The 22,580-nt window shown below is 63.9% G+C and carries 24 protein-coding genes and 1 pseudogene; 3 read left to right on the top strand and 22 right to left on the bottom strand.

Annotation, left to right across the window (positions count from 1 at the left end; translation table 11 throughout):
* Positions 1-24 precede the first annotated feature (24 nt).
* The 22 genes and pseudogenes from G3446_RS07765 to surE all read right to left on the bottom strand — a co-directional run bounded on the left by G3446_RS07765 (position 25) and on the right by surE (position 18,087).
* A complete protein-coding gene (locus G3446_RS07765) occupies positions 25-354 on the bottom strand; it encodes a CheR family methyltransferase (protein ID WP_342450063.1) in 330 nt (109 codons plus the stop codon).
* 22 nt (positions 355-376) lie between these two features.
* Positions 377-511: pseudogene (locus tag G3446_RS27960) on the bottom strand (Hpt domain-containing protein); the annotation flags it as partial.
* 56 nt (positions 512-567) lie between these two features.
* Positions 568-897, bottom strand: a complete 330-nt coding sequence (locus G3446_RS07755) for an STAS domain-containing protein (protein ID WP_164452257.1) — start codon at positions 895-897, stop codon at positions 568-570.
* Positions 898-918: 21 nt separating this feature from the next.
* Positions 919-1,287 (bottom strand): response regulator, encoded by a 369-nt coding sequence (locus G3446_RS07750; protein ID WP_164452256.1) that lies wholly within the window; start codon positions 1,285-1,287, stop codon positions 919-921.
* A 47-nt stretch (positions 1,288-1,334) separates the two neighbouring features.
* On the bottom strand, positions 1,335-2,066 hold the full coding sequence (locus tag G3446_RS07745) for a methyl-accepting chemotaxis protein (protein WP_280818789.1): 732 nt from the start codon (positions 2,064-2,066) through the stop codon (positions 1,335-1,337).
* A complete protein-coding gene (locus tag G3446_RS07740; protein WP_164452255.1) occupies positions 2,063-2,539 on the bottom strand; it encodes a hypothetical protein in 477 nt (158 codons plus the stop codon). The genes G3446_RS07745 and G3446_RS07740 overlap by 4 nt, the downstream gene beginning before the upstream one ends.
* Positions 2,540-3,196: 657 nt before the next feature.
* Complete coding sequence (locus G3446_RS07735) at positions 3,197-4,354, bottom strand: DUF5610 domain-containing protein (protein ID WP_164452254.1); 1,158 nt, start codon at positions 4,352-4,354, stop codon at positions 3,197-3,199.
* 773 nt (positions 4,355-5,127) lie between these two features.
* Complete coding sequence (locus G3446_RS07730; RefSeq protein ID WP_164452253.1) at positions 5,128-5,370, bottom strand: DUF2835 domain-containing protein; 243 nt, start codon at positions 5,368-5,370, stop codon at positions 5,128-5,130.
* A gap of 89 nt (positions 5,371-5,459) precedes the next feature.
* Positions 5,460-5,750, bottom strand: a complete 291-nt coding sequence (locus G3446_RS07725) for a PilZ domain-containing protein (protein WP_164452252.1) — start codon at positions 5,748-5,750, stop codon at positions 5,460-5,462.
* Between the two features lie 90 nt (positions 5,751-5,840).
* A complete protein-coding gene (ccoS, locus tag G3446_RS07720) occupies positions 5,841-6,044 on the bottom strand; it encodes a cbb3-type cytochrome oxidase assembly protein CcoS (protein ID WP_164452251.1) in 204 nt (67 codons plus the stop codon).
* Between the two features lie 65 nt (positions 6,045-6,109).
* Positions 6,110-8,599, bottom strand: a complete 2,490-nt coding sequence (locus G3446_RS07715; RefSeq protein ID WP_164452300.1) for a heavy metal translocating P-type ATPase — start codon at positions 8,597-8,599, stop codon at positions 6,110-6,112.
* A 76-nt stretch (positions 8,600-8,675) separates the two neighbouring features.
* A complete protein-coding gene (locus tag G3446_RS07710; protein WP_164452250.1) occupies positions 8,676-9,185 on the bottom strand; it encodes a FixH family protein in 510 nt (169 codons plus the stop codon).
* A 28-nt stretch (positions 9,186-9,213) separates the two neighbouring features.
* Positions 9,214-10,647, bottom strand: a complete 1,434-nt coding sequence (gene ccoG, locus G3446_RS07705; RefSeq protein WP_245232372.1) for a cytochrome c oxidase accessory protein CcoG — start codon at positions 10,645-10,647, stop codon at positions 9,214-9,216.
* Between the two features lie 227 nt (positions 10,648-10,874).
* The gene (locus G3446_RS27450; RefSeq protein ID WP_167757073.1) at positions 10,875-11,024 is read right to left on the bottom strand and encodes a hypothetical protein; all 150 of its coding nucleotides are present in this window, start codon (positions 11,022-11,024) and stop codon (positions 10,875-10,877) included.
* Between the two features lie 129 nt (positions 11,025-11,153).
* Positions 11,154-12,050, bottom strand: coding sequence for a cytochrome-c oxidase, cbb3-type subunit III (gene ccoP / locus G3446_RS07700; RefSeq protein ID WP_164452248.1), 897 nt, complete (start codon positions 12,048-12,050; stop codon positions 11,154-11,156).
* 14 nt (positions 12,051-12,064) lie between these two features.
* A complete protein-coding gene (locus G3446_RS28935) occupies positions 12,065-12,253 on the bottom strand; it encodes a cbb3-type cytochrome c oxidase subunit 3 (RefSeq protein ID WP_164452247.1) in 189 nt (62 codons plus the stop codon).
* On the bottom strand, positions 12,246-12,998 hold the full coding sequence (gene ccoO / locus G3446_RS07690; protein ID WP_164452246.1) for a cytochrome-c oxidase, cbb3-type subunit II: 753 nt from the start codon (positions 12,996-12,998) through the stop codon (positions 12,246-12,248). The genes G3446_RS28935 and ccoO overlap by 8 nt, the downstream gene beginning before the upstream one ends.
* A gap of 12 nt (positions 12,999-13,010) precedes the next feature.
* On the bottom strand, positions 13,011-14,444 hold the full coding sequence (gene ccoN, locus G3446_RS07685) for a cytochrome-c oxidase, cbb3-type subunit I (RefSeq protein WP_164452245.1): 1,434 nt from the start codon (positions 14,442-14,444) through the stop codon (positions 13,011-13,013).
* Between the two features lie 242 nt (positions 14,445-14,686).
* Positions 14,687-15,700: an RNA polymerase sigma factor RpoS gene (rpoS, locus tag G3446_RS07680; RefSeq protein WP_209262308.1), complete on the bottom strand. Its 1,014-nt coding sequence runs from the start codon at positions 15,698-15,700 to the stop codon at positions 14,687-14,689.
* Between the two features lie 32 nt (positions 15,701-15,732).
* Positions 15,733-16,563 carry a peptidoglycan DD-metalloendopeptidase family protein gene (locus tag G3446_RS07675; RefSeq protein WP_164452244.1) on the bottom strand — a complete coding sequence of 277 codons (831 nt, stop codon included), beginning with the start codon at positions 16,561-16,563 and terminating at the stop codon, positions 15,733-15,735.
* A 112-nt stretch (positions 16,564-16,675) separates the two neighbouring features.
* A complete protein-coding gene (locus G3446_RS07670) occupies positions 16,676-17,347 on the bottom strand; it encodes a protein-L-isoaspartate(D-aspartate) O-methyltransferase (RefSeq protein WP_245232371.1) in 672 nt (223 codons plus the stop codon).
* The gene (surE, locus tag G3446_RS07665) at positions 17,338-18,087 is read right to left on the bottom strand and encodes a 5'/3'-nucleotidase SurE (protein ID WP_164452243.1); all 750 of its coding nucleotides are present in this window, start codon (positions 18,085-18,087) and stop codon (positions 17,338-17,340) included. Before surE ends, G3446_RS07670 begins: the two co-directional genes overlap by 10 nt.
* Positions 18,088-18,354: 267 nt before the next feature.
* On the opposite strand from surE, the gene G3446_RS07660 reads away from it, so the two are divergent.
* The 3 genes from G3446_RS07660 (at position 18,355) to lgt (ending at position 21,772) form a co-directional block, all read left to right on the top strand.
* A complete protein-coding gene (locus tag G3446_RS07660) occupies positions 18,355-18,909 on the top strand; it encodes a Smr/MutS family protein (protein WP_164452242.1) in 555 nt (184 codons plus the stop codon).
* A gap of 65 nt (positions 18,910-18,974) precedes the next feature.
* Positions 18,975-20,912 (top strand): hypothetical protein, encoded by a 1,938-nt coding sequence (locus tag G3446_RS07655; RefSeq protein WP_245232370.1) that lies wholly within the window; start codon positions 18,975-18,977, stop codon positions 20,910-20,912.
* A 14-nt stretch (positions 20,913-20,926) separates the two neighbouring features.
* The gene (gene lgt / locus G3446_RS07650; protein WP_164452240.1) at positions 20,927-21,772 is read left to right on the top strand and encodes a prolipoprotein diacylglyceryl transferase; all 846 of its coding nucleotides are present in this window, start codon (positions 20,927-20,929) and stop codon (positions 21,770-21,772) included.
* The last annotated feature ends 808 nt before the right edge of the window (positions 21,773-22,580 follow it).

The raw sequence follows: 22,580 nt of genomic DNA, 5'->3' as shown, positions 1-22,580 counted from the left end.
CCCCTGCTCGACCGCGCGACCGGCTCAGCGCCGCGGCTTGCGCAACACGGACGGACGAACCAGTTGGAGGTCCGTCCGGAGCCCCTGCAGCGACTCCACGTGACTAATGACCAGATACCCGCCGGGGGCGATGGAGTGGCTCAGTGCGTCCAGCACCCGCTGCTTTGTCGGCAAATCGAAATAGATCGGCACATTGCGCAAGAGCACCAGATCGAAGGTGCCCGTCTCCCGCAAGGGCTGCATGAGATTGTGCTGGGCCCAGCGCACGCGCGCCTTGAGCTTGGGCTCGATCAAGAGATTGCCCACCTGGGTGCGCACGCCCTTGAGGCAGCGGGGTCTGGCCGGAGCGCACACCGTCCATGAGCGTCTCGACCGTATGGGTGAAGGCGACCACGGGGTCATAGCCAAGGACGCCACCCGTCCCCTTGATGGTGTGCATGGCACGGAAGACCTCGTTGAGGGATTCGGGGTCTTCGGGCCGGTCCTCGAGGGTCAGCAGGGCGTCCTCCATGGACTGGAGGAGCTCGGCGACTTCGCTGATGAAGGCTTGGCGGGCGGTATCCAGACTCATGCCGACTGCTCCTCCGCCGAATGGTCTGACACCATGCCCAGGTGCTGCGTGAGCTGGAGCAAGCGCACGACCTCGGCGACCGCGTCACTGTGCGCGATCAGCCGAAAGGGCGTCCCCTGGGCCTCGCAGGTCTGCCTGAGCCACAGCAGCAGCTGCAGTCCGGCGCTGTCCATCTCGCAGATACCGGAAAGGTCCAGATCACAGACCGCGATCCCCTCGATCTCTCCACGCAGTCGGGCAAAGGTCTCGGCCGCGGTGCAGATGCTCAGCTCACCCCCGAGGACGATGCGCCCTTCCGAGCTGGATTGAGCAGCGCCTGTGGTCATGGCTTTCGCCTCTGGCTGGTTTCAGGGAAGCACGAGCTTGGAGACCGCATCCAGTAGCATCGGGGGCTGAAAGGGCTTGACCAGCCAGGCCTTGGCACCCGCCTCGCGCGCCGCCGCCTTTTTCTCCGGCTGGCTCTCCGTCGTCAGCATCATGATGGGCGTGAACTTGTAGCTGGACAGCTTCTTCACCTCCTTGACGAAGGTGATGCCATCCATGTTCGGCATGTTCACGTCGCTGACGATCAGATGGACCTTCTGCCCCGTCAGCTTGTTGAGCGCGTCGCGGCCGTCGCTCGCCTCGAGCACGTCGTAGCCTGCCCCTTTGAGTGCGATTCCGACGACGCTGCGCAGAGAAGCCGAGTCGTCGATCACCATGATTGTCTTCGCCATACCAAGCTCCGTTGATCTGAAGGACAGTGGATTAGAGGCAGATCAGCTTAGAAGAAGGTCAGCTCGGAGCCCGCCGCTTGCTCCGATGTCTCGGTCTTGCCGAGATGGAGATCCTGCTCTTCGACGGTGCTGTAGGACTCGAGCATCTCGGCCAACAGAGAATCGATCTCCAGGATGTCGCGCTCCTGCTGTTGGGGATCGTGGAGCGAGATCGCCCGAAGGCGCTCGCTCAGCCGATCCAGGCCGCCACAGACGTGCACGAGCACCTGACTGGTGCGGTCTTGGAACTGGAGATCAACCAGAGAGGTCGCAATCTCCTCGCGAAGCGTCTCGCCGAGCTGCCTTAGGCTCTGCGCGTCTTGGGTGAGTGACTCGGTCGTCCCACGCAGTCCGTCGAGCACCGTCTCCACCTTGCCCTCGGAGCTCTTGACCAAGCTGTCGGCGTCTTGCGGGGAGGACTGCACCATCTGGTGAGTCCGATCGAGCGAGCGGGCGAGCTCGTCCACCTTGGTGCTGATGCGCGAGCCGGTCTCGGCGGATGAGCCCGCCAGCTTGCGGACTTCCTCCGCGACCACGGCGAATCCGCGGCCTTGCTCGCCGGCGCGAGCGGCCTCGATCGCGGCGTTCAGGGCGAGGAGATTAATCTGCTCTGCGACCGAGCGCACGTCCTGGGCCATGCGCTGCATCTCGGTGCCGAATCCGGTGAGCCGCACCACCTGCTCCGCCACATCGGACTCGCGGCGCAGGAGCTGCTCGAAGGCGCCGATCAGCTCCGTCAAGCTCGCCTGGCTTTCCTGGAACTGAGCCAGGACCGCCTGCTCCTCGCCATCGCCGAGCGAGTCGCCTGGATGACCTGCTCCAGATCCGTGACCGGACCGCTGAAGGTCTGAGAAAGATGGACGATGCTCTCTTCGGTGAGCTGGCGGGAATGCTCGATGTGCCGCGCAAAGATGGGGAAGAGCTCGATCGACAGGCGCTCGAGCGCATGCTCCCAGGCCTCACGCTGAGACCGACCTTCATCGCGGGCCTGCTGGATCTCGGCGCGCGCCGCCTCCCCGGCTGAGGAAAGCGCCTTACGGTGAAGCAGATCGATAGAGACCGCGGCAAGGAGGAGGAGTGAGCCCAGAAGCCAGGCGGACATCGAAGTGGGCTGCATGGCGACGACCATGCTGGCCGCGACAGCGCCCATCAGCGCGGTCTTGAAGGGCCACTGCGACGCGCGCGAGAGCGCCGCCGAGAAAAGGTTAGTCAAGGCTACCTCCTCACCCTGCCTGTAAAAAAGCCGCGACAGGCGAGGTCTCGCGTAGAAGCGTGCCGACTAGCGCGTGTCCAGATCCATCTCGGCGAATATTCGCCGATGGCTCTAGCTCAGCTCCGAGATTCGCGGCGCCATGACGGCACGCTTTGTCATTTGCATCCCGACTGCCGCGACCTTGTCGCCGGCAACCGGAAATCAGCATCTCGGATCGCCCCTAGGTTCATCCAGCTGGTGCCCCGCAAGCTGTCCGCCGCCCCCGCATCTTTGACCCTAGATCCGGCAGTTGACCGCTTCGTGCTTCATGTAACGCCTTGATCACTTTCAAGATCGGGGTTTCCTGCCGGCTCACCCGCCGGGTGAAGCCCGCTACGGCCTCCAGTGCACGCCCCGCGTGGCGCCTGGCTGCGTTGCAACGCCTTGTCGTAGAACCGCTACGACGCCTCATTGCGCCTTGCCAGACACCCCGCTGGACGCACCCTGGAGGCCGCCCAACCGCCGGATCTAGGTTGACCGGCCTTGCTCCGCCGGCGCTCGCTCCTGCTGGGCTGACGCGCGCTCGGCCACAAAACTCAATGCCCACCGACCTTCAGGCCGGACACGAGCTGCGCTCGACCGTCATTAAACACCCGAGCGCCGAGCGAAAGTGTAGACTCATTCCACACTTTCCAACGCGCTCAGCATCCGCTGCAAATTGTCCTGATAGGCGCCCTGCTGATCGGAGTCAGACTGTTTGAAGCGAGTATCCTGCTCGACCAGCCCCTCCATGATCCGACTGGCGACCTTGTCCGCTTGATCGAGGAATTGCAGCCCCGGCCGCGCGAAGCTGTCGCCGAATTCACGCATCATGTGTCCGAGACGCAGACCCGGCTTGGATGCCGCCGGACTATCCATCTGCTGAGTCTCCTGGTAGCGCTGGACCGCGCTGTACTGCTGGGACTGGCTCATGTGCAGATTCATCGCGCTGAGCTGAGAGCTATCGAAGGAGATCTCCGACACCTGCTCGAAGGCCTCTTGGACGTCGCCGCTGAAAAAGTCGTTGGCCACCTCGCTAACGTCCTGCACGAGCGATTGGATGGCGTCGATCTCATCCACGCTGAGATCGCCTTCGACGCTGAAGCTGTAGCCGCTCTGCTCGCTGCGGCTGATATCCAAGACGGCTGCGCTGTTGCCCTGTCCGTCCTGAGTCATGGCATAACCTGCCTGGGCCTCCAGGGTCTTGCCGAAGCTGATGCGAACCGTATCGCCCTCTTGCGTCTTGAGCTCTAGCTGGAAATCTTCCGCTTGGGCGTAGCGCTCGGCGACCGCCATGGTACGGGCACCCGTGATGCCCTGCTGCTCCTGGGTCGGCGAGAGCCCGGCCAGGGCGTCGAAGGTGGCCTCTTCAGTGGCCTGCACCTGATCGGCGATGGCGCCATTGAGCATGTCCAGATTGGATAGGATCTGTTTCGCCTCCTTGAAGCCCTGCTCGACGCCCTTGACGGCACTGTCGTAGAGGGACTGGATCTCCTCTTCCGACTTGCCTTGCGCCCTGGCGCTCTCGAGCCCCTGGGCGACGAAGCCGCTGATGCGCTCGGCGATCTTGTCCGGGGTGTACTCGGCCGGATCCAGGGCCTTGAGACCAGCGGCTTCCACCCCCGGAATCTCGCGCGCCAAGGATTCAAGCGCCTTGTCCTGCAGGCCAGACAGGGCATCCGCCGGCTCACTGCCGGTCTTACCCAGCTGATGCTGATTCTGGTCGAAGGATTTGAGGGTAAAGCTGTTGGATAAGGAATAACTATTGGAGAGCGAGAAGTTGGTGAGGATCGCCATCAGGCTCTGCTCCGAGAAGGACTGTGCGTAACCTGATTAACGGCAGGGCGAGCCTGCGCTTGAGTCCGTATTTCTACCCAGTCGACAGGGCTCCGCCAAGCCGTGAGAGCATGGCCGGGCAGCGTCGTATCGAGGATGCCTGCGCGCCCTCCTGGCAACAGCACCCGCCGCGATCGCCCGCCCCTCGGGGCGGAGCACCCCTGCCAGGTGAGGCTGCCGCATGATGCGCAGTGCCCAGTGCTCCGTTCCATGCCCTGCCGCAGAAACGGGTGGCGCTGGGCGTGCTGGCCTCCAGGTCAAGAGGTATCGGCCTGGAGGCCGGCACGCCCAGCACTGATGTCGCTGACATTACTGACGGGATCACCACTCTAGAGAGTAAGACGCGGGACTATTCGACGCTCACATGATCCTAGACCCGGCGGCTGACCGCTTCGTGCTTCATGTAACGTCTTAATCACTCTCAAGATCGGGGTCTGCTGCTGGCTCACCCGCCGGGCGAAGCCCGCTACGGCCTCCAGTGCACGCCCCGCGCGGCGCCTGGCTGCGTTGCAACGCGTTGTCGTAGAGCCACTACGACGCCTCGTTGCGCCTTGCCAGACACCACGCTGGACGCACCCTGGAGGCCGTCCAACCGCCGGATCTAGGATAATCGAATCGAGAGCAGCCAGGCGCCAGCGACCGGCTTGCAGGGCTGGTTCGACGAGGTTCGAGCTGGCGGCTGGCGGCTCTTCTCGGGATGACCGACGCCGTCCGCGAACTACGGATGCCCCCGCTCAGGCGCGGCGGACCTGAGCCGCCGAATGGCGGTCGATCGAAACCAGCTTGTGATCTTGATCGACAGTGAGACAGAACTGACCACGAATGCCTTCTTGGGTCACGAAGCGGCGCAGATTCGCGGCCGGGATGGAGAGGGTGCGGCCGTCCGAGGCGCGCACGATCACGCGGCCAGCGGCGCCTCGGTAGTATTTGAGGTATTCCGAGGCCGAGATACTGAGGCTGAAATAGAACCTCTGCATGGCGCGACACCTGGTCGACAGACTGCCTCGGCGCGACTCATGCCTCGCGATAAGGGTCACCGAGCAAGGCATGACTCAGGCCAGGAAGCTCAGGCGCTGCCGGTGAAATGGACCGCGACCAATCGCCCCTCGTCCGTTTGGGTAAAGCGCGCGACCTGGCCCGAGCGCCGCAGCGGATCCAGCCGCTCGCTGGGGCTGCGAATCAGGATGTCCAGCGCCTCATCCGCCTCGATGGCCAGATCCGAGAGGAAGGCGCATCCGGACGCGCTCAGGTTGACGAGCTTGGCGGTGAATGTTTCACCGCTCGACAGCCGTGTCACATCGATCTGGGTCTCGGCGATCATCCGCTTGAAATTACGCCGTTCATCGTCGAGTAGCATGCTCGAGCTCCTTGGTTATCAATTGTCGGGTTGCGCCTGAGCGCGGTCCGTCTCTGCCCACAGGTCCTGCCCGCGGCACCAGCAAGCGACTCAGCTGCCACGCGCGCTGCCATCCTCGTCCGGATCGGCATCCGGCAGGCGTCTGGGGTCGACCTCGTCTTCGTCGAGCAAGAGACGCCTGCCATCCCCGTCCAGATCGTCGAACTGTCCGCTGCGAGCTGCCCAGAAGAGCACGGCCACGGCCGCGACCCCCAAGACCAGCATGCCTGGTATCAGGCCGTAGATGACATCCATCTCAATATTCTCCACCAGTTGGGCAACATCTTCGACACCAGAGTGACCCAGGACTGTGAACTGGCTCAAAGTGCCTTGACGAAGGTGCGGATGCGCGCGGAGTTGCCGATGACCGCCAATGAGCTCAGGGGCATCGAGACCGCGGCGATCAAGGGCGTGATGACCCCGCTCATCGCGAGCGGCACCATGACGAGATTGTAGAGAATCGAGATGCCGATGTTCTGCCGGATCGCCCTCAGCGTTCGCCGCGACAGCTCGGTGGCCTCGATGACGCGCTCCAGCTCGCTGGAGATGAGCACGATGTCGGCGCTGGCGATGGAGACGTCCGTTCCGCTGCCCATGGCGATGCCGACGTCTGCCCGCGTCAAGGCAGGGGCGTCGTTGACACCGTCACCCACCATGGCGACCGGGGTACCATCGCGCTGCAAGCGGTCGATCACGGCGTCCTTCTCATCCGGCAGCACCTCGGCGATCACCGCAATGTCGCCGAGCTGGGCGGCGATTCGCTCGGCGGCCTCGCGCCTGTCTCCTGTCAGCATGGTGACGCGAATCCCGCGGGCGCGCATGCGGGCGACCAAGTCCGCGGCCCCTGGGCGAAGGCGGTCGGCGATGCGCAGCTGCATGACCTCGCGGCCATTGATGGCGCAGTGCACCAGACCCTCCGCCCCGGATTGCGCGGGGACATCCCTCTGCAGCCGCTCGGTCACGCCGTTGCTGGCAAGCCATTCGTGAGTGCCGATGACCAGCATTTCGCCGTCAACCCGACCGCAGATGCCCAGCCCAGGAGCGACGCGCGTCTCGGTCACGCTCAGTCCCGCGGTGCTGAGCTGCGAGCGCTCGCAGAGGTCGAGAATGGCGCGCGCCACCGGATGCTCGGACAAACGCTCGAGTGCGCCAAGACGCCGGAGCTGGCCCCGCTGCGCAGCACCGAGCGGCAAGCCCACCGCGCCATCGACAGGGTCGGTGTCGCACACCTGCCACCCGCTAGCCGCATCCCGCAGCGCGACCACCTGCGGCCGGCCCTCGGTCAGCGTCCCCGTCTTATCGAAAACGATGTGCCGAATCGCCGAAAGACGCTCGAGGACGGCGCCATTCTTGACCAGGATGCCGCGCGAGGCGCCCAGGCCGGACGCGACGGCTACCGCCATGGGCGTCGCCAGGCCGAAGGCGCAGGGACAGGTGATGATGAGCACTGCCGTGGCCGCCATGAGGGCGACCTCGACATCCGTCCGCAGCCAGACGAGGAAGGTCAGTACCGCGAGGCCGAGGGTCGCGGCGACGAACCAGGGCACGACACGATCGGCCAGGCGCTGGATGGGGGCGCGGCTGGACTGCGCCGCTTCCACCAGTCCGATGATGCGACCCAGCGCGGTCTCGCGCAGCAGTCCGGAGATACGGACCTGGAGAACACCGGCCCCATTGATGGTGCCGGCAGCGACGCTGTCTCCCACGGCCTTGGCGACCTTGCGCGACTCTCCGCTGAGCATGGACTCGTCGACGCCGCTCCCGCCCTCGACCACCTCGCCATCAACCGGGATGCGCTCGCCCGGGCGCACCAGGACCCGCTCACCGACCTGGAGGGAGCGAATGGGGACGACCTCCTCGCGATCTCCGTCGAGACGAGTCGCCACCTTGGGCTGAAGGTCCAGCAGGCGCTGAGTCGATGCCACGGCGCGGCGACGCGAGATCGCCTCCAGATAGCGGCCGACCAGGATGACGAAGAGGAAGTTGACGACCGTGTCCCAATAGACCGCACCGATCTCGGAGCCGCCAAGGGTGACGTAGAGCGAATAGCCGTAGGTCGTCGTCACGCCGATGGCGATCGGCAGGTCCATGCTGAGATAGCCGGAGCGCAGACCCGACCAGGCGCCTTTGTAGAAGGGCGCGCCCGAATACACCAGGGTCGGCGTGGCCAGCACGAAGCCGATCCAGTGAAAGAAGTCGCGGTGCTCGCCCTGATCGGCGCCACTGTAGAGCGCGATGGACACCCAGAGCAGGTTCATCATCGCGAAGCCAGCCCAGGCCATGCGCAGCAGGAGGTCGCGGTTCTCGCGCCCGATCGCGCTCTCGGCCGAATTGGGGTCGAAGGGTGTGGCCGCGTAGCCGATGTCGGCGAGACGCCTCAGGATACGCGAGAGCTTGAGGCGGCCGTTGTCCCAGCGCACCCGCAGACGCCGGCCGGTCAGGTTGACGCGCGCCTCCTCGACGCCGGGCAGGGATTCCAGCCCCTTCTCGATCAGCCAGACGCAGGCGGCGCAGTGGATACCTTCCACCAGCAGATTGATCTCGCGCCCCTCGCAGGCGACGTCCGTGAATTCCTCCTGGACGACATCGAGATCGAAGAGCGCCAGATCCTTGGGCGGCTCGGGCGGCGGCCCCAGGACCTCCCCCTCGGGCGTGCGCCGATAGAAGCCCTCAAGGCCGGCCGCGAAGATGGCCTCGCAGACGGCCTTGCAGCCGGTGCAGCAGAAGCTGCGCTCGGCGCCCGCGATGCTGGCCGTCTCGCGGGCATCGCCGCTGACGGGCAAACCGCAATGGAAGCAGCATTCGTCCAACGCGCCGGCGACCTTGGCCGCCGCAACGCTGGAAGGAGGCAGTCTAGTCAGCGGGCTCTCGGAGGCCCGCGCCGACTCAGTAGCGGCCGACACTCACCCGCTCGCCAATGCTGTACTCATCCTCACCGGAATGCACCGCAATCAGGGTGTCCCAGACGCCGATCAAGGGGAAGCTGGCCTTGGCGACATAGCGGCCGCGATCCTCGCGGGTCATGGGGATGGAGAAGTCCTGCCCCGCATCCGATGGCCGATAGGCGTAGAAGGTCACGGCGTCGGGATCCACCGGCTGCCCCGCCTTGTCCACCAGGAAGACCCGGATCCACTCCGACTTGTCCACCTTGAGGGCGGCCGGGATGTCCGCCTCGATAGTCCACTGCGGCGCCCTCGCCTTGCGAGACAGGAGCGTTTGCTCGTAGTTCTGGCCGCGCTCGTAATAGTCGGCGTTGACCAGCCCTGGGCTGGTCGCAAAGGCCAGATAGACCATGGTGGCATTGACGGCGAGGACGGTTACGACCAGTCCGATCCAGCCCAGTACCCAAGGGCTGCGGAAGGCCGAGTCGTGTGGGATTCTTTCGATGAGGCTCATGGGCATACATCCACCATTGCGCAAAACGTCAGCGTCGAGGACCGATGAAGACGCTCTCGCGCTCGGCCTCCACAGGCGTGCCTGAGGCACGCGTCCCGTCGATATAGAAGGTGATGGGCTGCTGCTCGGATTTCAGCGCCCGCTCGGGGATCCGCACGAACACGTTCGTCGGCGTCACGCCGCCAGCCTCGGACAGGATCGGGTCCTCCGCCCCCATCAAGATCAGGTCGTCGTGCCCGGAGGCACTCACGCGAACCGTCACTGGCTCGGGCGTCTTGTTGAGGATCTTGAGGGTGTATTTGTTCTGGATGGAGCCGTCGCTCTGTAGCACGAAGAGCGGCGCGCGCTCATGGAGCACTTTCAGCTCGACCGGGGCGAGTGAGGTGAGACCATAGACGATGCCGGCAAGCGCCACGATGAGGATCGTCGAATAGACCCAAACCCGCGGGCGCAGGATCATGCGCTTCGTCGGGCGGCCTTCGATCTCGTCCAGCGAGGCGTAGCGAATGAGGCCACGCGGACGGCCGACCTTCTCCATCACCTGATCACAGGCGTCGATACAGAGCGCACAGGTGATGCAGCCCTCCTGCTGCCCACGCCGAATGTCGACCCCGGTCGGACAAACGACGACACATTGATTGCAATCGACACAGTCCCCGGTCGCCCGACCCTCTTCCTTGCCACCGCGCTTGACCCTTCCGCGCGGCTCGCCGCGCTTCTCGTCGTAGGTCGGCAAGATGGTGGTCTTGTCCAGCATGACCCCTTGGATCCTGGCGTAGGGGCAGAGCCAGAAGCAGGTCTGCTCCCTCAGAAAGCCGGCCAGGACATAGGTACCCGCCGTGAAGAGCGCGACCGTGGTGTAGGCCGCGCCATTGGCCTGTCCGGTAAAAAAGGTGCTCCACAGCCTTGGGGCGTCCGTGAACCAGGCGACGAAACTGAGCCCAGTGAAGAAGCCGATGAGGATCCAGAGGATGTGCTTGGTCCCCTTGATGCGGGCCTTGCGGGCAGTCAGCGGCGCTTGGTCGAGCTTGCGGCGGGCGGCGGGCGGCCCTTCCAGCTTTTCCTCGATCCAGGTGAAGAGATCCGTCCACACCGTCTGAAAGCAGAAGTAGCCGCACCAGACGCGCCCGGCCAAGGCGGTCAGCACGGCGAGCAGGATGGCGAAGAAAAGCAGCAGCAGCGACAGCATCCAGAAGTCTTGTGGAAGGACGGTCGCGGAAAAGATGTGGTACTGCCGATTCGGAATGTCGAAGAGGACTGCCTGGCGGCCATCCCAGCGCAGATAGGGGCCGAGGAAGAAGATCAGCCAGACGGAGGCCATCAGCCATTTGAAGGTGCGCCAGCGGCCTGGGATCCGCTTGGCGTGGATGGTCTCGCCGCCCGTGTTGACGTGCCAGTCGTCGGCCTCTTCGTAGAGGTCGTCCACGGCGGAAGGCGGCTTTGCTGCTTCGTTCGTACTCAAGTTGACCATCTCCACTGCAGGGTCAGTCCGGAATCAAGCGCACCGATCAACGCCGATACGCGCAAATGCCCTCCCCTCTCTTCTTCTTATGTCGATCAACCGTACGCCGATCTGAGCCCCGCTCTCACCGATCCAAGGGTCGAGCGTCCCCCGCGCTTGCTCAGCGAAGAAAAAGGGGGATGGCTATCCCCCTGATTCCATGGACGTCTCAACCCCCGCAACAGTTCCTAGGATTTCTCGCCCTTGTTGGTCTCGGCGTCGCGCTTCATCAGCTCGACGATCTTGAATCCGAGGAAGATGACGATGCCGATCGCGATGATCACCATTGCAATCGAGGTCAGCGCCACCGCGTCCCAGGTCAGAAAGAATCCCCCCATATGCACTCGCCCTCAAGGTTGTACTCGCAAACATTCGACACCGGACGGCTGTCTCGGCTCTCAGCCCCCGCAGAGAGCCCCAGATCCAAGTGCGGACCTGGGACCTCTAGGCAACCGTCTCGCTCAGATCTACTGGCCGCCGCCAAGCTCGTGGACATAGACCACGAGCTTCTTGATCTCCTGATCCGTGAGCTGGCCCGTCTGACCGAATGCAGGCATCACGGCGTTGCGCGCATCCGGATTGGAGGGCTGATTCACGCCGTTGACGATGGTGTACCTGGCGCTCTCATAGCCGCCTGGCTTGAAACGCCAGATCCCATCCGTCAGGTTGGCCGCGCCGACGGTCACGATATTCCCGCCGGGGAGCTCCGCAAGGACGCCATTCCCGCTCTGACCATGACAGGCGGTGCACCCCTTCGTCTTGAAGAGATTCCAGCCCTCCTCACTACCGCCTTCGCCATTGGTCTCGGCCATCTGCACGGTCCACTTGGCCAGGGTGTCGATCTCGGCCTCCGTCAAGATGTCCTTGTGCGGCGTCATGGCACCTTGGCGGCCGATGGCGATGGACTCGGCAATCTTGGCGGTGGTGCCGCCATAGAGCCAGTCGTCGTCCGCGAGCACCGGATAGCCCGGGTTGCCCTGACCGCCGCTGCCGTGACAGGCAGAGCAGTTGTCGCCGAAGAGGACCTTCGCCGAAGCCAAGGTGTACTGCTTCAGCCCGGGATCCGCCAGGATCTCATTGGCCGACATCCCCTTGATCTGGTCCTCGAACTTGGCGCGCTTGGCCTCGACCTGGGCCATGCCTTCCTGATATTCCTTCATCTGGCTCCAACCGAGAATCCCGGGCGTCGGCTCCTGGCCAACCGGCCAGGACGGATAGAGCAGCGAATAGCCGACGACCCAGAGGATGGAGGCCCACAAGCCCAGCATCCACCAGCGTGGCGGCGGGTTCTTAAGCTCGCGTAGATTGTCGTCCCAGACATGACCGGTGTTGTTCTCACCGGGGAATGGATTGTGTTCCGCCATGGGAGTCTCCGTAATTACTCGTTGTCCTCGTCGAACGGGATGTGCTTCTTGGCTTCGAGCCGCTCCCGGTTCTTGGGACGGAAGACCTGGAAATACGCCACGATCATGAGCAGGAAGATGACGACAGTGAGGATGGTTCCGACCCAGTCATTGACCGTCATCGCCTGCCAATCGGTCTCGAAATACTCGAGCAGACTATTCACGATAGGCCTTTGACTCATCGAGCGTGACCATGGTGCCCAGCACCTGCAGGTAGGACACCAGGGCGTCCATTTCGGTCTTGCCCTCGGCCAAGGCCGGCGCAGCCGCGAGATCGGCATCCGAGTAGGGAACACCGACGAGCCGCAAGCCGCCCATGTGGCGCCTCAGCTTCTTGCCGTTGAGATAGGACTCCTCGAGCCACGGATAGCTCGGCATGACGGACTCAGGAACAACGGAGCGTGGATCGTACAGATGCTGGCGCTGCCACTCATCCGAGTATTTTCCACCAACGCGCGCCAGATCCGGCCCAGTCCGCTTCGACCCCCACTGGAAGGGATGGTCGAACATGGACTCCGAGGCCAGCGAGTAGTGGCCGTAGCGCTCTTTCTCGTCGCGGAAGGGGCGGACCATCTGCGAGTGACACAGATAGCAGCCCTCGCGCTGATAGACGTCGCGCCCGGCAAGCTCGACGGCGGTCAAGGGCCGCACGCCATCGCCCGGCTGCCAGTTCCATTGCTCCTTGCCATCCTCGCCGACCGTGACGATCGGCTCCTGCCCCGCTTTTTCCCAGACGATCTCGGGGAACTTGTTATGCTCCATGGTCTTATCCATGAAGAAGAGCGGGACGATCTCCACCAGTCCGCCGACGGAGAGCACCAGTCCGAGGACGATCAACAATCCCCAGATGTTGACCTCCATCCATTCCTGAAAGCTCTTGACCTTCACCTTGGGTCGTTTGTCAGACATCATCTTCTCCCCTTAGGCTGCGGCCGGAACGGCGCGGGCCTTGTCCAGGCTTCCGGACGTGACGGACTTGCGCACGGTCATCAGGACGTTGAAGAGCATCACCACAGCACCGAGCAGGAAGATCATCCCGCCAATGGCGCGCATCGCGTAGTAGGGATGCATGGCATCGACCGACTCCACGAAGGTGTAGGCCAAGGTGCCGTATTCGTCGTAGGCGCGCCACATCAGGCCCTGCATGATGCCGGAGACCCACATGGCAACGATGTAGATCACCGTGCCGATGGTCGCGGTCCAGAAGTGGAAGTTGATCAGACGCTCGGAGAACATCTCGGTGTGGTAGAGCCGCGTCATCAGGTGGTAGATGGCACCGATGGAGATACCGGCGACCCAGCCAAGCGCGCCAGAGTGGACGTGGCCGATGGTCCAATCCGTATAGTGCGACAGCGCATTGACGGTCTTGAGCGACATGACAGGCCCCTCGAAGGTCGACATGGCGTAGAAGGCCAGGGCGATGATGAGGAAGCGCAGCACATAGTCGGTACGCAGACGGTCCCAGGCGCCCGAAAGGGTCATCATGCCGTTTACGGCTCCGCCCCAGGACGGGATGATCATGGCGATGGAGACCGCGGCGCCCAGGGAGCCCGTCCAGTCAGGCAATGCTGTGTATTGAAGGTGATGCGCCCCCAGCCAGACGTAGCCGAACATCAGGGCCCAGAAGTGAATGACGGAGAGGCGATAGGAATAGATGGGTCGCCCGGCTTGCTTGGGCACGAAGTAGTACATGATGCCCAGGAAGCCAGCGGTCAGATAAAAGCCCACCGCGTTATGGCCCCACCACCATTGGATCATCGCGTCCTGCACGCCGGAGAAGATGGAGTAGGACTTAAAGAGTCCGACCGGAATCGCCAGGCTGTTGACGACATGGAGGTAGACGATCATGACCATCATGCCGAGGAAGAACCAATTCGACACATAGATGTGCGAGGTCTTGCGCGTCGCGATCGTCATCAGGAAGTTGATCGTGAAGGACAGCCAAACGACCGCAATGAGGATGTCGATCGGCCACTCCAGCTCGGCATATTCTTTGGATTGAGTAATGCCGAATGGGAGCGTCAGCACGGCGAGCACGATGACGGCGTTCCACCCCCAGAAGGTGAACCGCGCCATCTTGTCGCTCCAGAGCCTCACGCCACAGGTACGCTGCACCGTGTAGAAGGCCGTCGCCATGAGGGTACAGCCGCCGAAGGCGAAGATGACAGCATTGGTATGCACCGGACGCAAGCGACCGAATGAGATATAAGGGCTATCGAAGTTCAGGAACGGCCAAGCCAATTCCGAAGCGATGTAGACCCCAACAGCCGCCCCTACCACAAGGTAGACAACGGCCATGATCGTGAACCAGCGTACAATGTCGAAATTGTACTTCTGCTCCAGACTGGCTTGCATAGACCCTCCCAGACAAATTGGGAAACAACACAAGAGGTTATGAGGCATTCCAGCCTGAGGGCAAGATGCCATCATCCCATGGCGCCGCGCTCCACATATCAATGGATTGCGATCAGAAAGTCAACACAAACTGGGGTAAATGGCGCAGTCGACTGCGGCATATGCCACAATCAGTTACTTAGGGGTGCGCTCAGGGAGGAATGACCTTAAGAAACAAGGCGGATTAGACGAAACTAATTGGCCTATTTAAAAAAGGAATCGATCGAAAACCCTTCCTTCTCGAGAATATCCCGCAAGCGTCGAAGCGCATCCATTTGGATCTGACGTACACGCTCGCGCGTCACGCCCAGCTCCTGCGCGACGCTTTCCAGAGTCGAGTTCTCGTAGCCATGTAGGCCAAAACGGCGCTCGACGACCTCACGCTGCTTGTCGTTGAGCTTTCCCAGCCAATGGTCGAGGTTGGTGCGGATATTGGTGTCCTGAATCCGGTCCGACGGATCCGCCGCGGCTTCATCCTGGAGCATGTCGACCATCGGCTTGTCGGCGTCCTTGCTGTAGGGCGTGTCGACCGAGGCAATGCGCTCGTTCAGCCCGAGCATCCGCTTGACGTCCCCAATGGGCTTATCGAGAAGATGTGCGATGTCCTCGCTGGTTGGCTCATGATCCAGTCGTTGAGCGAGCTTGCGCGACGCCTTGAGGTAGACGTTGATCTCTTTAACGACGTGGATCGGCAGACGCACGGTCCGCGTCTGGTTCATGATGGCGCGCTCGATGGTCTGGCGGATCCACCAAGTCGCATAGGTCGAGAAGCGGAAGCCGCGCTCCGGATCGAATTTCTCGACGGCGCGGATCAGACCCAGATTGCCCTCCTCGATGAGATCGAGCAGCGGCAGCCCACGGTTGAGGTAGCGGCGGGCGATCTTCACCACTAGGCGAAGATTGCTGACGATCATGCGCTGCCGCGCGGCGTTGTCACCGGCTTGCGCAAGCCTTGCGAGCTGAACCTCTTCCTCCGCCGTCAGCAGCTTGGACTCGCCGATCTCGTTGAGATAGAGACGTGTCGCGTCGAAGTCCGTCTCGCCCGAGCTGAAGCGCTCGGGCGAGGGCTCCTCGGAGGTCTCCGCCGCGGCCGAATCCTCCGCGATCTCCTCGGAGTCTTGCGCATCCACCGCTTCCGAGTCCTCCCCAAGCGTTATCGATTCGCTGTCGGCTTCCGACGGGCTGTCATTGGTCTCGCGTTCTTTGGCGGATGACATCCACCTGGTCCTCCCTTCACTGTTTTCGGAGCCTATCGTCGGGCCGGCAGGTAGAGGATTGGATCGACCGCGACACCATCTCGCCGCACCTCGAAGTGCAGGATATGGTCGCCATCCGGGCCCTTCCCGATCTCAGCGATAGCCTGGCCACCCCGGACGCTATCCCCTTCAGCCGCAAGCAATCTGCGGTTAAATCCGTAGGCGCTCAGGTACTTATTGTTATGCTTCACGATAGTAAGATTGCCGTATCCCTTGAGTCCACTCCCGCTATAGACAACCACGCCGGCGGCTGCCGCCCGCACCTGCTCGCCAGCCCTGCCCTTGATGCGGATTCCCTGTCGCGTGCGATCCCCGGCGCGGAAGCGCTTCGCCAGCTCACCATCCAGCGGCCACCGCCAAGTCACCGATGATGGCCCAGCCCGGCTCCCGGCAGCCTCGCGATCTGCGGAGGACTTGGCGGGCACCCTCGTCTGCCGCGATGCCGAGGGCTTTGGCGGCGACGCATCCCGTCTCTCCGCCGGGCCCTTCTGCGTCGGCCCCGATCGCCTTGGTGCCGCGGCCACTCGCCTCGGCGGCTTGCCGTCCGGTGGAGTCACCCGCAGCAATGTGTCGGCATAGATCCGGTAGGGCGGTCGCAGGCGATTCCACTTGGCGAGCTTCCGCATGCTGACGCCGAGCCGCTCGGACACCAGGCTCAAGCTGTCGCCGCTGCGGACCAGATAGAAGCCCTCCGGGGCGGGCCCAGTCCAATTCCAGCCGTAAATGGGAGCAGGTCGGGGAGAGGCGCAGCCTGAAACGATGTGCACGATGAGCACGACGAGCGCGGCAATCAGCGCGGCCGCTGATGCCCGTTCAGCGCACATGCGTGAGAGTGGGACCCTTGACTCTCGAAACAAGGTCATCGTTCGACCACGGAACCGCAGTCTCTCCTTATCAGCAACCATCCGAGCCCCGTCGCCCCATGGGGCGAGCGCTTCAGGAAACGCCGTTGAGCAGGGGAACGAAGCTCACGGTCTCGAGGACCTCGTGCTTGAAGCCGACGCTGGTCCGCGTCAGGCGCACGAGCATCTGTTTCGCCCCCTCGCCCATGGGCAGGATCATGACGCCGCCCGGCGCCAGCTGCTCGGCCAGCGCCCGTGGCACCCCGCGAGGCGCGGCCGTGACCATGATGCCCTGGTAGGGTGCATACTCACGCCAACCCAGGGCACCGTCACCATGCCTGAAGCGCACGTTGCGCTTCTTGAGGACGCGCAGCCGCTCCTGCGCGCAGCCGAGCAGCTCCCGCAAACGCTCGACGCTATAGACACGACGCACCAAAGAGGCCAGCACCGCCGTCTGGAAGCCGGAGCCAGTGCCGATCTCGAGCACTGTGTCGGGCTGGGCGGATTCGAGCAGCGCCTCGGTCATGCGCGCCACCGTGTAGGGCTGGGAGAGCGTCTGCCCGTAGCCGATCGGTAGCGCGGAATCTTCGTAGGCTCGGCTCGCCAGGGCCTCGTCGACGAAGAGGTGGCGCGGCAGCGCCCCAATCACGGCAAGCACTTCCGGGGAGCGGATGCCGGCTTGGCGCAGACGCGCGACAAGCCGCTCGCGCGTGCGCCGCGAGGTCATCCCGATGCCCGGGTCGAAGTCCTCCCATGTCAATTGCATGCTTCTAGCCAGCACCCGAGCGTCTCCATTGCGGAATGCCGCGTCAGATCGACCTGCAACGGGGTGATCGAGACAAATCCGTTGCGGATCGCATCGAAGTCGGTTCCCGGACCGGCGTCCTGCTCGGGCCCGGCCGGTCCGACCCAGTAGATGGCCCGCCCGCGCGGGTCGATCGAGCGGATAACCGGCTCCGCCTTATGCCGATGGCCAAGCCGCGTCGCCGCAAGCCCGCGAATCTCATCGAGCGGGACGTCCGGAACGTTCACGTTCAGGATGATACTGGGCTCCAGCGGGCTCTGGCGCAGGTTCTCGACGAGCCGTACGGCGATCTGCGCCGCCGTCTCCAGATGACGCGGCGCATGCGCGGCGATGGACACGGCCATCGACGGCAGCCCGAGGAAGCGTCCCTCGGTCGCCGCCGCGACCGTGCCCGAATAGAGCACGTCGTCGCCCAGATTCGGTCCATGGTTGATGCCGGCGACGACAATATCCGGATCGACCTCCGAGAGGCCGGTCAGGGCGAGATGAACGCAATCCGTCGGGGTGCCGTCGACGCGAATGAAGCCGTTCTCCATGCGCTCGGCACGTAAGGGCACATCCAGCGTCAAGGAGTTGCTGGCGCCGCTGCGATCGCGCTCCGGCGCGACCACGAAGACCTCTCCCAGCCGGCGCAGCGCATCGACGAGGGTGATCAAGCCTGGTGATCGGTACCCGTCGTCATTGCTGGCAAGGATCTTCATCGGCTCTTCAGTGTCTCTTTCGGGGAACGGCTCCATTGGCGCGCTCGAGGAAGCGCCCAGGGGGCGGGGCTCGGCGCACGGGCAGCCTGCTTCTTGTCTTCGGGCTCCCTCGTGCGGCGGATGCCGCAGCCGCACGCATGAGCCGCAGGCGGGGAGGACGCCTGGGATGATACCCCAAGGCCGAGGCATCGGCACCCCGACCGAAAGCAGCGCGCCCGCTGTTATAATCCGGCCACCCCGGCGCCGCCACACGGACCTCGATCGCAAATGAAGAAACACATCCAAGAAACTGATCTTGAATTGTTTCGCGAGCAGGTTCAGGACGTGCAGCCCATCCAATCGGAGCAGGCGGATCCCTACCGCGTCAAGCCACGTCCAGTCCCGCGGCCGAAGCCGATCGAGACACCCGAGGACGAGACCGAGCAGCTCTCCGAAGCCGAGGTGGAGACGCACGATTATCTGCTCTTCTCCCGCCCTGGGATCCAGCGCCGCGTGCTTGCGGACCTTCAGCGCGGCGCCATCGAGGTCGGCCTGGAAGTGGACCTGCACGGACTCTACGCCGAGCACGCGCGTGCCGTGCTCGCCGAGTTCCTCGCCGAGTGCGCGCACCGCCGCGTGCGCTGCGCCCGCATCATCCACGGCAAGGGCTACCGCTCGTCCGGGAAGCAGCCGGTCCTCAAGCAGAAGGTCAACTACTGGCTCCGACTCTATGATCAGGTGCTGGCATTCTGCTCGGCGACCCGTCGCGACGGCGGCACGGGCGCGGTCTATGTGCTGCTGCGCAATCCGAGCAAGGCCAAGCGGACGGGAGGAGGCCGCTGAGCAAGCGCGCCGACGGCTTCGCCAGGGTGCGCAGAGCCAGCCCTGCCCTTGTTTTTGCAGCGCTCATGCTCTGGATGTCGGCCACGCCAGCATCCGGCTCGCCGATCCTGGGCTTGGCCTACCAGCCTTACATCGGACACTGGAGCCAACATCCGGACAGCCCCTATGCGCCAGGACACCACAGCGTCCCGGCGTTCAACACCTATTCGGGAGGAATCGACCCGGAGCGACCGGAGCACACGCTCATCGCCGCCCGCCAGGAGCTCTCGCTCACCTTGAACAGCCAGGGCCAGCTGATGAGCATCGCCGCACGTGGGCAGCTCAGGGTCAGCCCAGACGCACTGAGAAACGCCGGCGCCGCGGCCTGGAGCCGCACCTACGCCCGTGAGCCTGAGGGAAGCCAGCCCACGGCCGCCCGACCGGTCGACCACCAGGCATCGGTCTTTCGTCAGCTCAGCTATCTGGCCGCGCAGGCGGATGGCGCCCCCTTGGCCTTGGCCACCTATGGCACGGGCTTCCAGACCGGCTACTGGCGGACCCTGAGCGAAGAGGAGTACGCGATCTTCCCGGTCTGGACGACGAGCGACGTCGCCGTTGCGCGAACCGGAAGCCAAGGCGCGACTCCCAGGACGAGCGTCGAGCAGGTCCTCTTCTACTTCCCGCCGACTGCCGTTTACGTCCGCCCCGCCCCGGAGCTGATCCAGGTCGAGACGCGCGGGCGTCCGGGCAAGGATCTGGCGCTGATCGCCGTGCATCAGCGGCTCTTTGCGCCGGCCCGGAAGGACGCGCCCGGCGCGGTGCTCAACCCGGGCTTCTTCCTCGGAGACGCGAACGCCCAAGTCGCCTTGGCGGCGGCCGAGATCAATGCCCAGGCCGGGAAGCGGCTGCTGAGCATCAAGCTCGGCGTCGACAATCTCGCGGTTGCCGGCAGCCTGATGAACGACCGGATGCGCTTCGGGATCCTCTCCGCCCTGGCTCAGGCCCAAACGGCAAACGCGCGGTTTCCGGGCACCGTGACCCACCTGGTCGTCTCGAACGAGTATGCGCAGATCGCATCGTCCAGTCATGACGGCCAGCTCACGCCTATGCAGCAGATCACCGCAATGCTGCGCTTCGCCAAGGCGCAAATGGAGCCGACGGGCGACTTCCCCGGCTTGGATCTCAAGGTGGGCGTCCGCGGCAATCAATTCGTGGCGCTGGATTCGAGCGCGCCCGACCCGGCGCTGCGGCAGTTCACCCGAGACGTCGCGGATCTCGTCTCCGCGGCCGACTTCCTGATGGAGAATCGCTATCCCAGCCCGGAGGCCGTGGAATCGGCCCGCGAATCCGGTCACTGGCAGGTCTATTTCGACCCGGTGAGCGGCGAGCTGAGCAAACAGTGGCGCCACTTGGAGTCCTGCATCCGCGCCCTGCCCGGCGGCCGCGACATCGAGCTCATGATCGGAGAGATCGGCCATCCAGCCAACGGGATCTCCTTCAATCTGCCCGGATACCGCAAGGACGGCCGCGAGCCGAAGCCCGGGACCGCCTTCGCCCAGCTCGCGGCTGCGCTAGACGGCACTCGGGCGCGCATCCCCCCGCACGGGATCCAGCGCTTCCAAGGCTATTTCAACGCTACCTTGGCCAGCGCCTTCGTGCGCGAGGCTTTGGCCTGGTCACGCAGCCAGGGCGTTCAGATCCATCTCTTCGAGGCTTTCGACGAGCCCTTCAAGGCAAGCCCGAACCTCCCGCTTCCCGGACTCAGCATGAAGCAATCCCTGCTCGGCCAGTTCGGCGGCTATGGCGCCGAGGCCTGCTTCGGTCTATTCGCATACACAGGCGTCGCCACATCCAGGCGCGCGCAGCCGACAGACAGCTCCCATCGCCCAGGTGCCTTGTTGACCGACACCCTGCCGCCCGGCCTGAGCTGGGCCAGCGAGCGCGATGGCCGCTTCTACCCAAAGTTGCCCGACCTCGACTTCGGCAAGGCCGCGCACGCGTTCAAAGCCGTCACACCGCCGTGATACCATCCGCGCCCATGCTGACCTATCCAGACATCGACCCGGTCGCCCTCGCCCTCGGGCCCATCAAGGTCCACTGGTACGGGCTCATGTACCTCATCGGCTTCGCCCTCGCCTGGGGGCTCGGCCGATGGCGCGCCGACCGCACTCAAGGCTGGAGCAAGGACATGGTCGACGACCTCATCTTCTATGGGGTCATCGGCACCGTGGTCGGCGGCCGCCTCGGCTACATGCTCTTCTACGGCTTCGATCAGATCCTGGCCAATCCGCTGAACATCCTGCGGGTCTGGGAGGGCGGCATGTCCTTTCATGGCGGGCTGATCGGTGTCTTGGCGGCAATGCTCTTCTTCGCGCGCAAGCAGGGTATGCGCTTCTTCCAGGTGACCGACTTTCTCGCGCCCTTGGTTCCACCCGGCCTGCTCGCGGGACGCCTGGGAAACTTCATCAACGGCGAGCTCTGGGGCCACCGCACGGATCTCCCCTGGGGGATGCGCCTGCCCTGTGACCAGTTCCCACGCCAGTGCCTGGACCAGGCTTCGAGCGCAACCTATAGCCCGGCCGTGCACGCCTCCCAGCTCTATGAAGCGGCGCTCGAGGGACTGGTCCTCTTCGTCATCCTCTGGCTCTTCTCCAGCAAGCCGAGGCCGACCATGGCGGTATCCGGCGTCTTCCTGATCGGCTATGGCAGCTTCCGCTTCCTGGTCGAGCTAGTCCGGCTGCCAGACGCACACATCGGCTATCTCGCCTTCGGCTGGCTGACCATGGGCCAGATCCTCTCGCTTCCCATGATCCTCTTCGGGCTGCTCCTCTTGGGACTCGCCTATCGCAGCCGCTCCAGCGCCAAGGGCGGCGCGGCAGGATAGCGCGAGGCGAGACGCCTGCTCCCGAATTGCCCCCCACGAAATTCGGTCGCGAAACTCCGGGATTCACTCACCTTGCGGCAGGTCTCCTTTGGCCCACTCTGCGCCACCGCCGCGCGTTGGGGACGAAGGTCCGGAAAACCAGCCAGACGCGTCGGTCCGCCGGTTTGGCCGACTGACTACCGTGTCCCACGAGCTGTCACTCCCTGTTTGCAGGGTAGTGACCCTTCAACACCAGCTAGCGGACAGTCCATTGTTCTGGAAGAATCGACGAGTCGCCACTTCGCTGGGTACTGATCAGTACGACTGAAACGGATAGCCGGGGATTTTTCTCCCCCGGCCTCCAAAACACCCCGCATGCGGGTCAGCACGGGGCGTTTCCTTCGGGTTTGAAAGGAGCACCGAAGACTGGCGATCTCCAACGCTGGTTACGTAACGAACCGCCAAGGCCGATTCACCCGGTCGGGTGCCATTCAGCCATTGAGATTCGCCAGGCTCGCTCGTTGCCGAAGGTTCGTGCCTTCACCCTGTCCCACCCATTACAGTGGGCGTTTGGCTACTATGCCGTCTGTTGACTTCTGTCTCATCACGCCGGGCGTTACCGCTAAGCGCGCTGCCCGAGTCGCTGTAGGGTCCGGTGGGTAATTCCAACCCTTTCGGACTGGCCCTCAGGCCGGCTCCCATGGCAACCACCGCCCCCTTAAGGTTCGATGGTGATTCCAGCCCTTTAAAGCCATATCGTTACCCATAAGTCCCACTCACGGATCGTTGCGCCTCCAAGGCGAGCACAAAGTCGGCTGCGCGCTGCAGA

The sequence above is a fragment of the Thiorhodococcus minor genome (genome assembly GCF_010820565.1).
GTDB lineage: Bacteria > Pseudomonadota > Gammaproteobacteria > Chromatiales > Chromatiaceae > Thiorhodococcus > Thiorhodococcus minor.
Note: the sequence above shows the minus strand (reverse complement) of the source record. Positions and strands in the feature narration are given on the sequence as shown.

Excerpts from the sequence above, each read along its gene's own strand:
- G3446_RS07755 (WP_164452257.1), bottom strand. The coding sequence starts at position 897 with ATGACCACAGGCGCTGCTCAATCCAGCTCGGAAGGGCGCATCGTCCTC.
- G3446_RS07750 (WP_164452256.1), bottom strand. The coding sequence starts at position 1,287 with ATGGCGAAGACAATCATGGTGATCGACGACTCGGCTTCTCTGCGCAGC.
- G3446_RS07735 (WP_164452254.1), bottom strand. The coding sequence starts at position 4,354 with ATGGCGATCCTCACCAACTTCTCGCTCTCCAATAGTTATTCCTTATCC.
- G3446_RS07730 (WP_164452253.1), bottom strand. The coding sequence starts at position 5,370 with ATGCAGAGGTTCTATTTCAGCCTCAGTATCTCGGCCTCGGAATACCTC.
- G3446_RS07725 (WP_164452252.1), bottom strand. The coding sequence starts at position 5,750 with ATGCTACTCGACGATGAACGGCGTAATTTCAAGCGGATGATCGCCGAG.
- ccoS (WP_164452251.1), bottom strand. The coding sequence starts at position 6,044 with ATGGATGTCATCTACGGCCTGATACCAGGCATGCTGGTCTTGGGGGTC.
- G3446_RS07710 (WP_164452250.1), bottom strand. The coding sequence starts at position 9,185 with ATGAGCCTCATCGAAAGAATCCCACACGACTCGGCCTTCCGCAGCCCT.
- G3446_RS27450 (WP_167757073.1), bottom strand. The coding sequence starts at position 11,024 with ATGGGGGGATTCTTTCTGACCTGGGACGCGGTGGCGCTGACCTCGATT.
- ccoP (WP_164452248.1), bottom strand. The coding sequence starts at position 12,050 with ATGGCGGAACACAATCCATTCCCCGGTGAGAACAACACCGGTCATGTC.
- ccoO (WP_164452246.1), bottom strand. The coding sequence starts at position 12,998 with ATGTCTGACAAACGACCCAAGGTGAAGGTCAAGAGCTTTCAGGAATGG.
- ccoN (WP_164452245.1), bottom strand. The coding sequence starts at position 14,444 with ATGCAAGCCAGTCTGGAGCAGAAGTACAATTTCGACATTGTACGCTGG.
- rpoS (WP_209262308.1), bottom strand. The coding sequence starts at position 15,700 with ATGTCATCCGCCAAAGAACGCGAGACCAATGACAGCCCGTCGGAAGCC.
- G3446_RS07675 (WP_164452244.1), bottom strand. The coding sequence starts at position 16,563 with ATGTGCGCTGAACGGGCATCAGCGGCCGCGCTGATTGCCGCGCTCGTC.
- G3446_RS07670 (WP_245232371.1), bottom strand. The coding sequence starts at position 17,347 with ATGCAATTGACATGGGAGGACTTCGACCCGGGCATCGGGATGACCTCG.
- surE (WP_164452243.1), bottom strand. The coding sequence starts at position 18,087 with ATGAAGATCCTTGCCAGCAATGACGACGGGTACCGATCACCAGGCTTG.
- G3446_RS07660 (WP_164452242.1), top strand. The coding sequence starts at position 18,355 with ATGAAGAAACACATCCAAGAAACTGATCTTGAATTGTTTCGCGAGCAG.
- G3446_RS07655 (WP_245232370.1), top strand. The coding sequence starts at position 18,975 with ATGCTCTGGATGTCGGCCACGCCAGCATCCGGCTCGCCGATCCTGGGC.
- lgt (WP_164452240.1), top strand. The coding sequence starts at position 20,927 with ATGCTGACCTATCCAGACATCGACCCGGTCGCCCTCGCCCTCGGGCCC.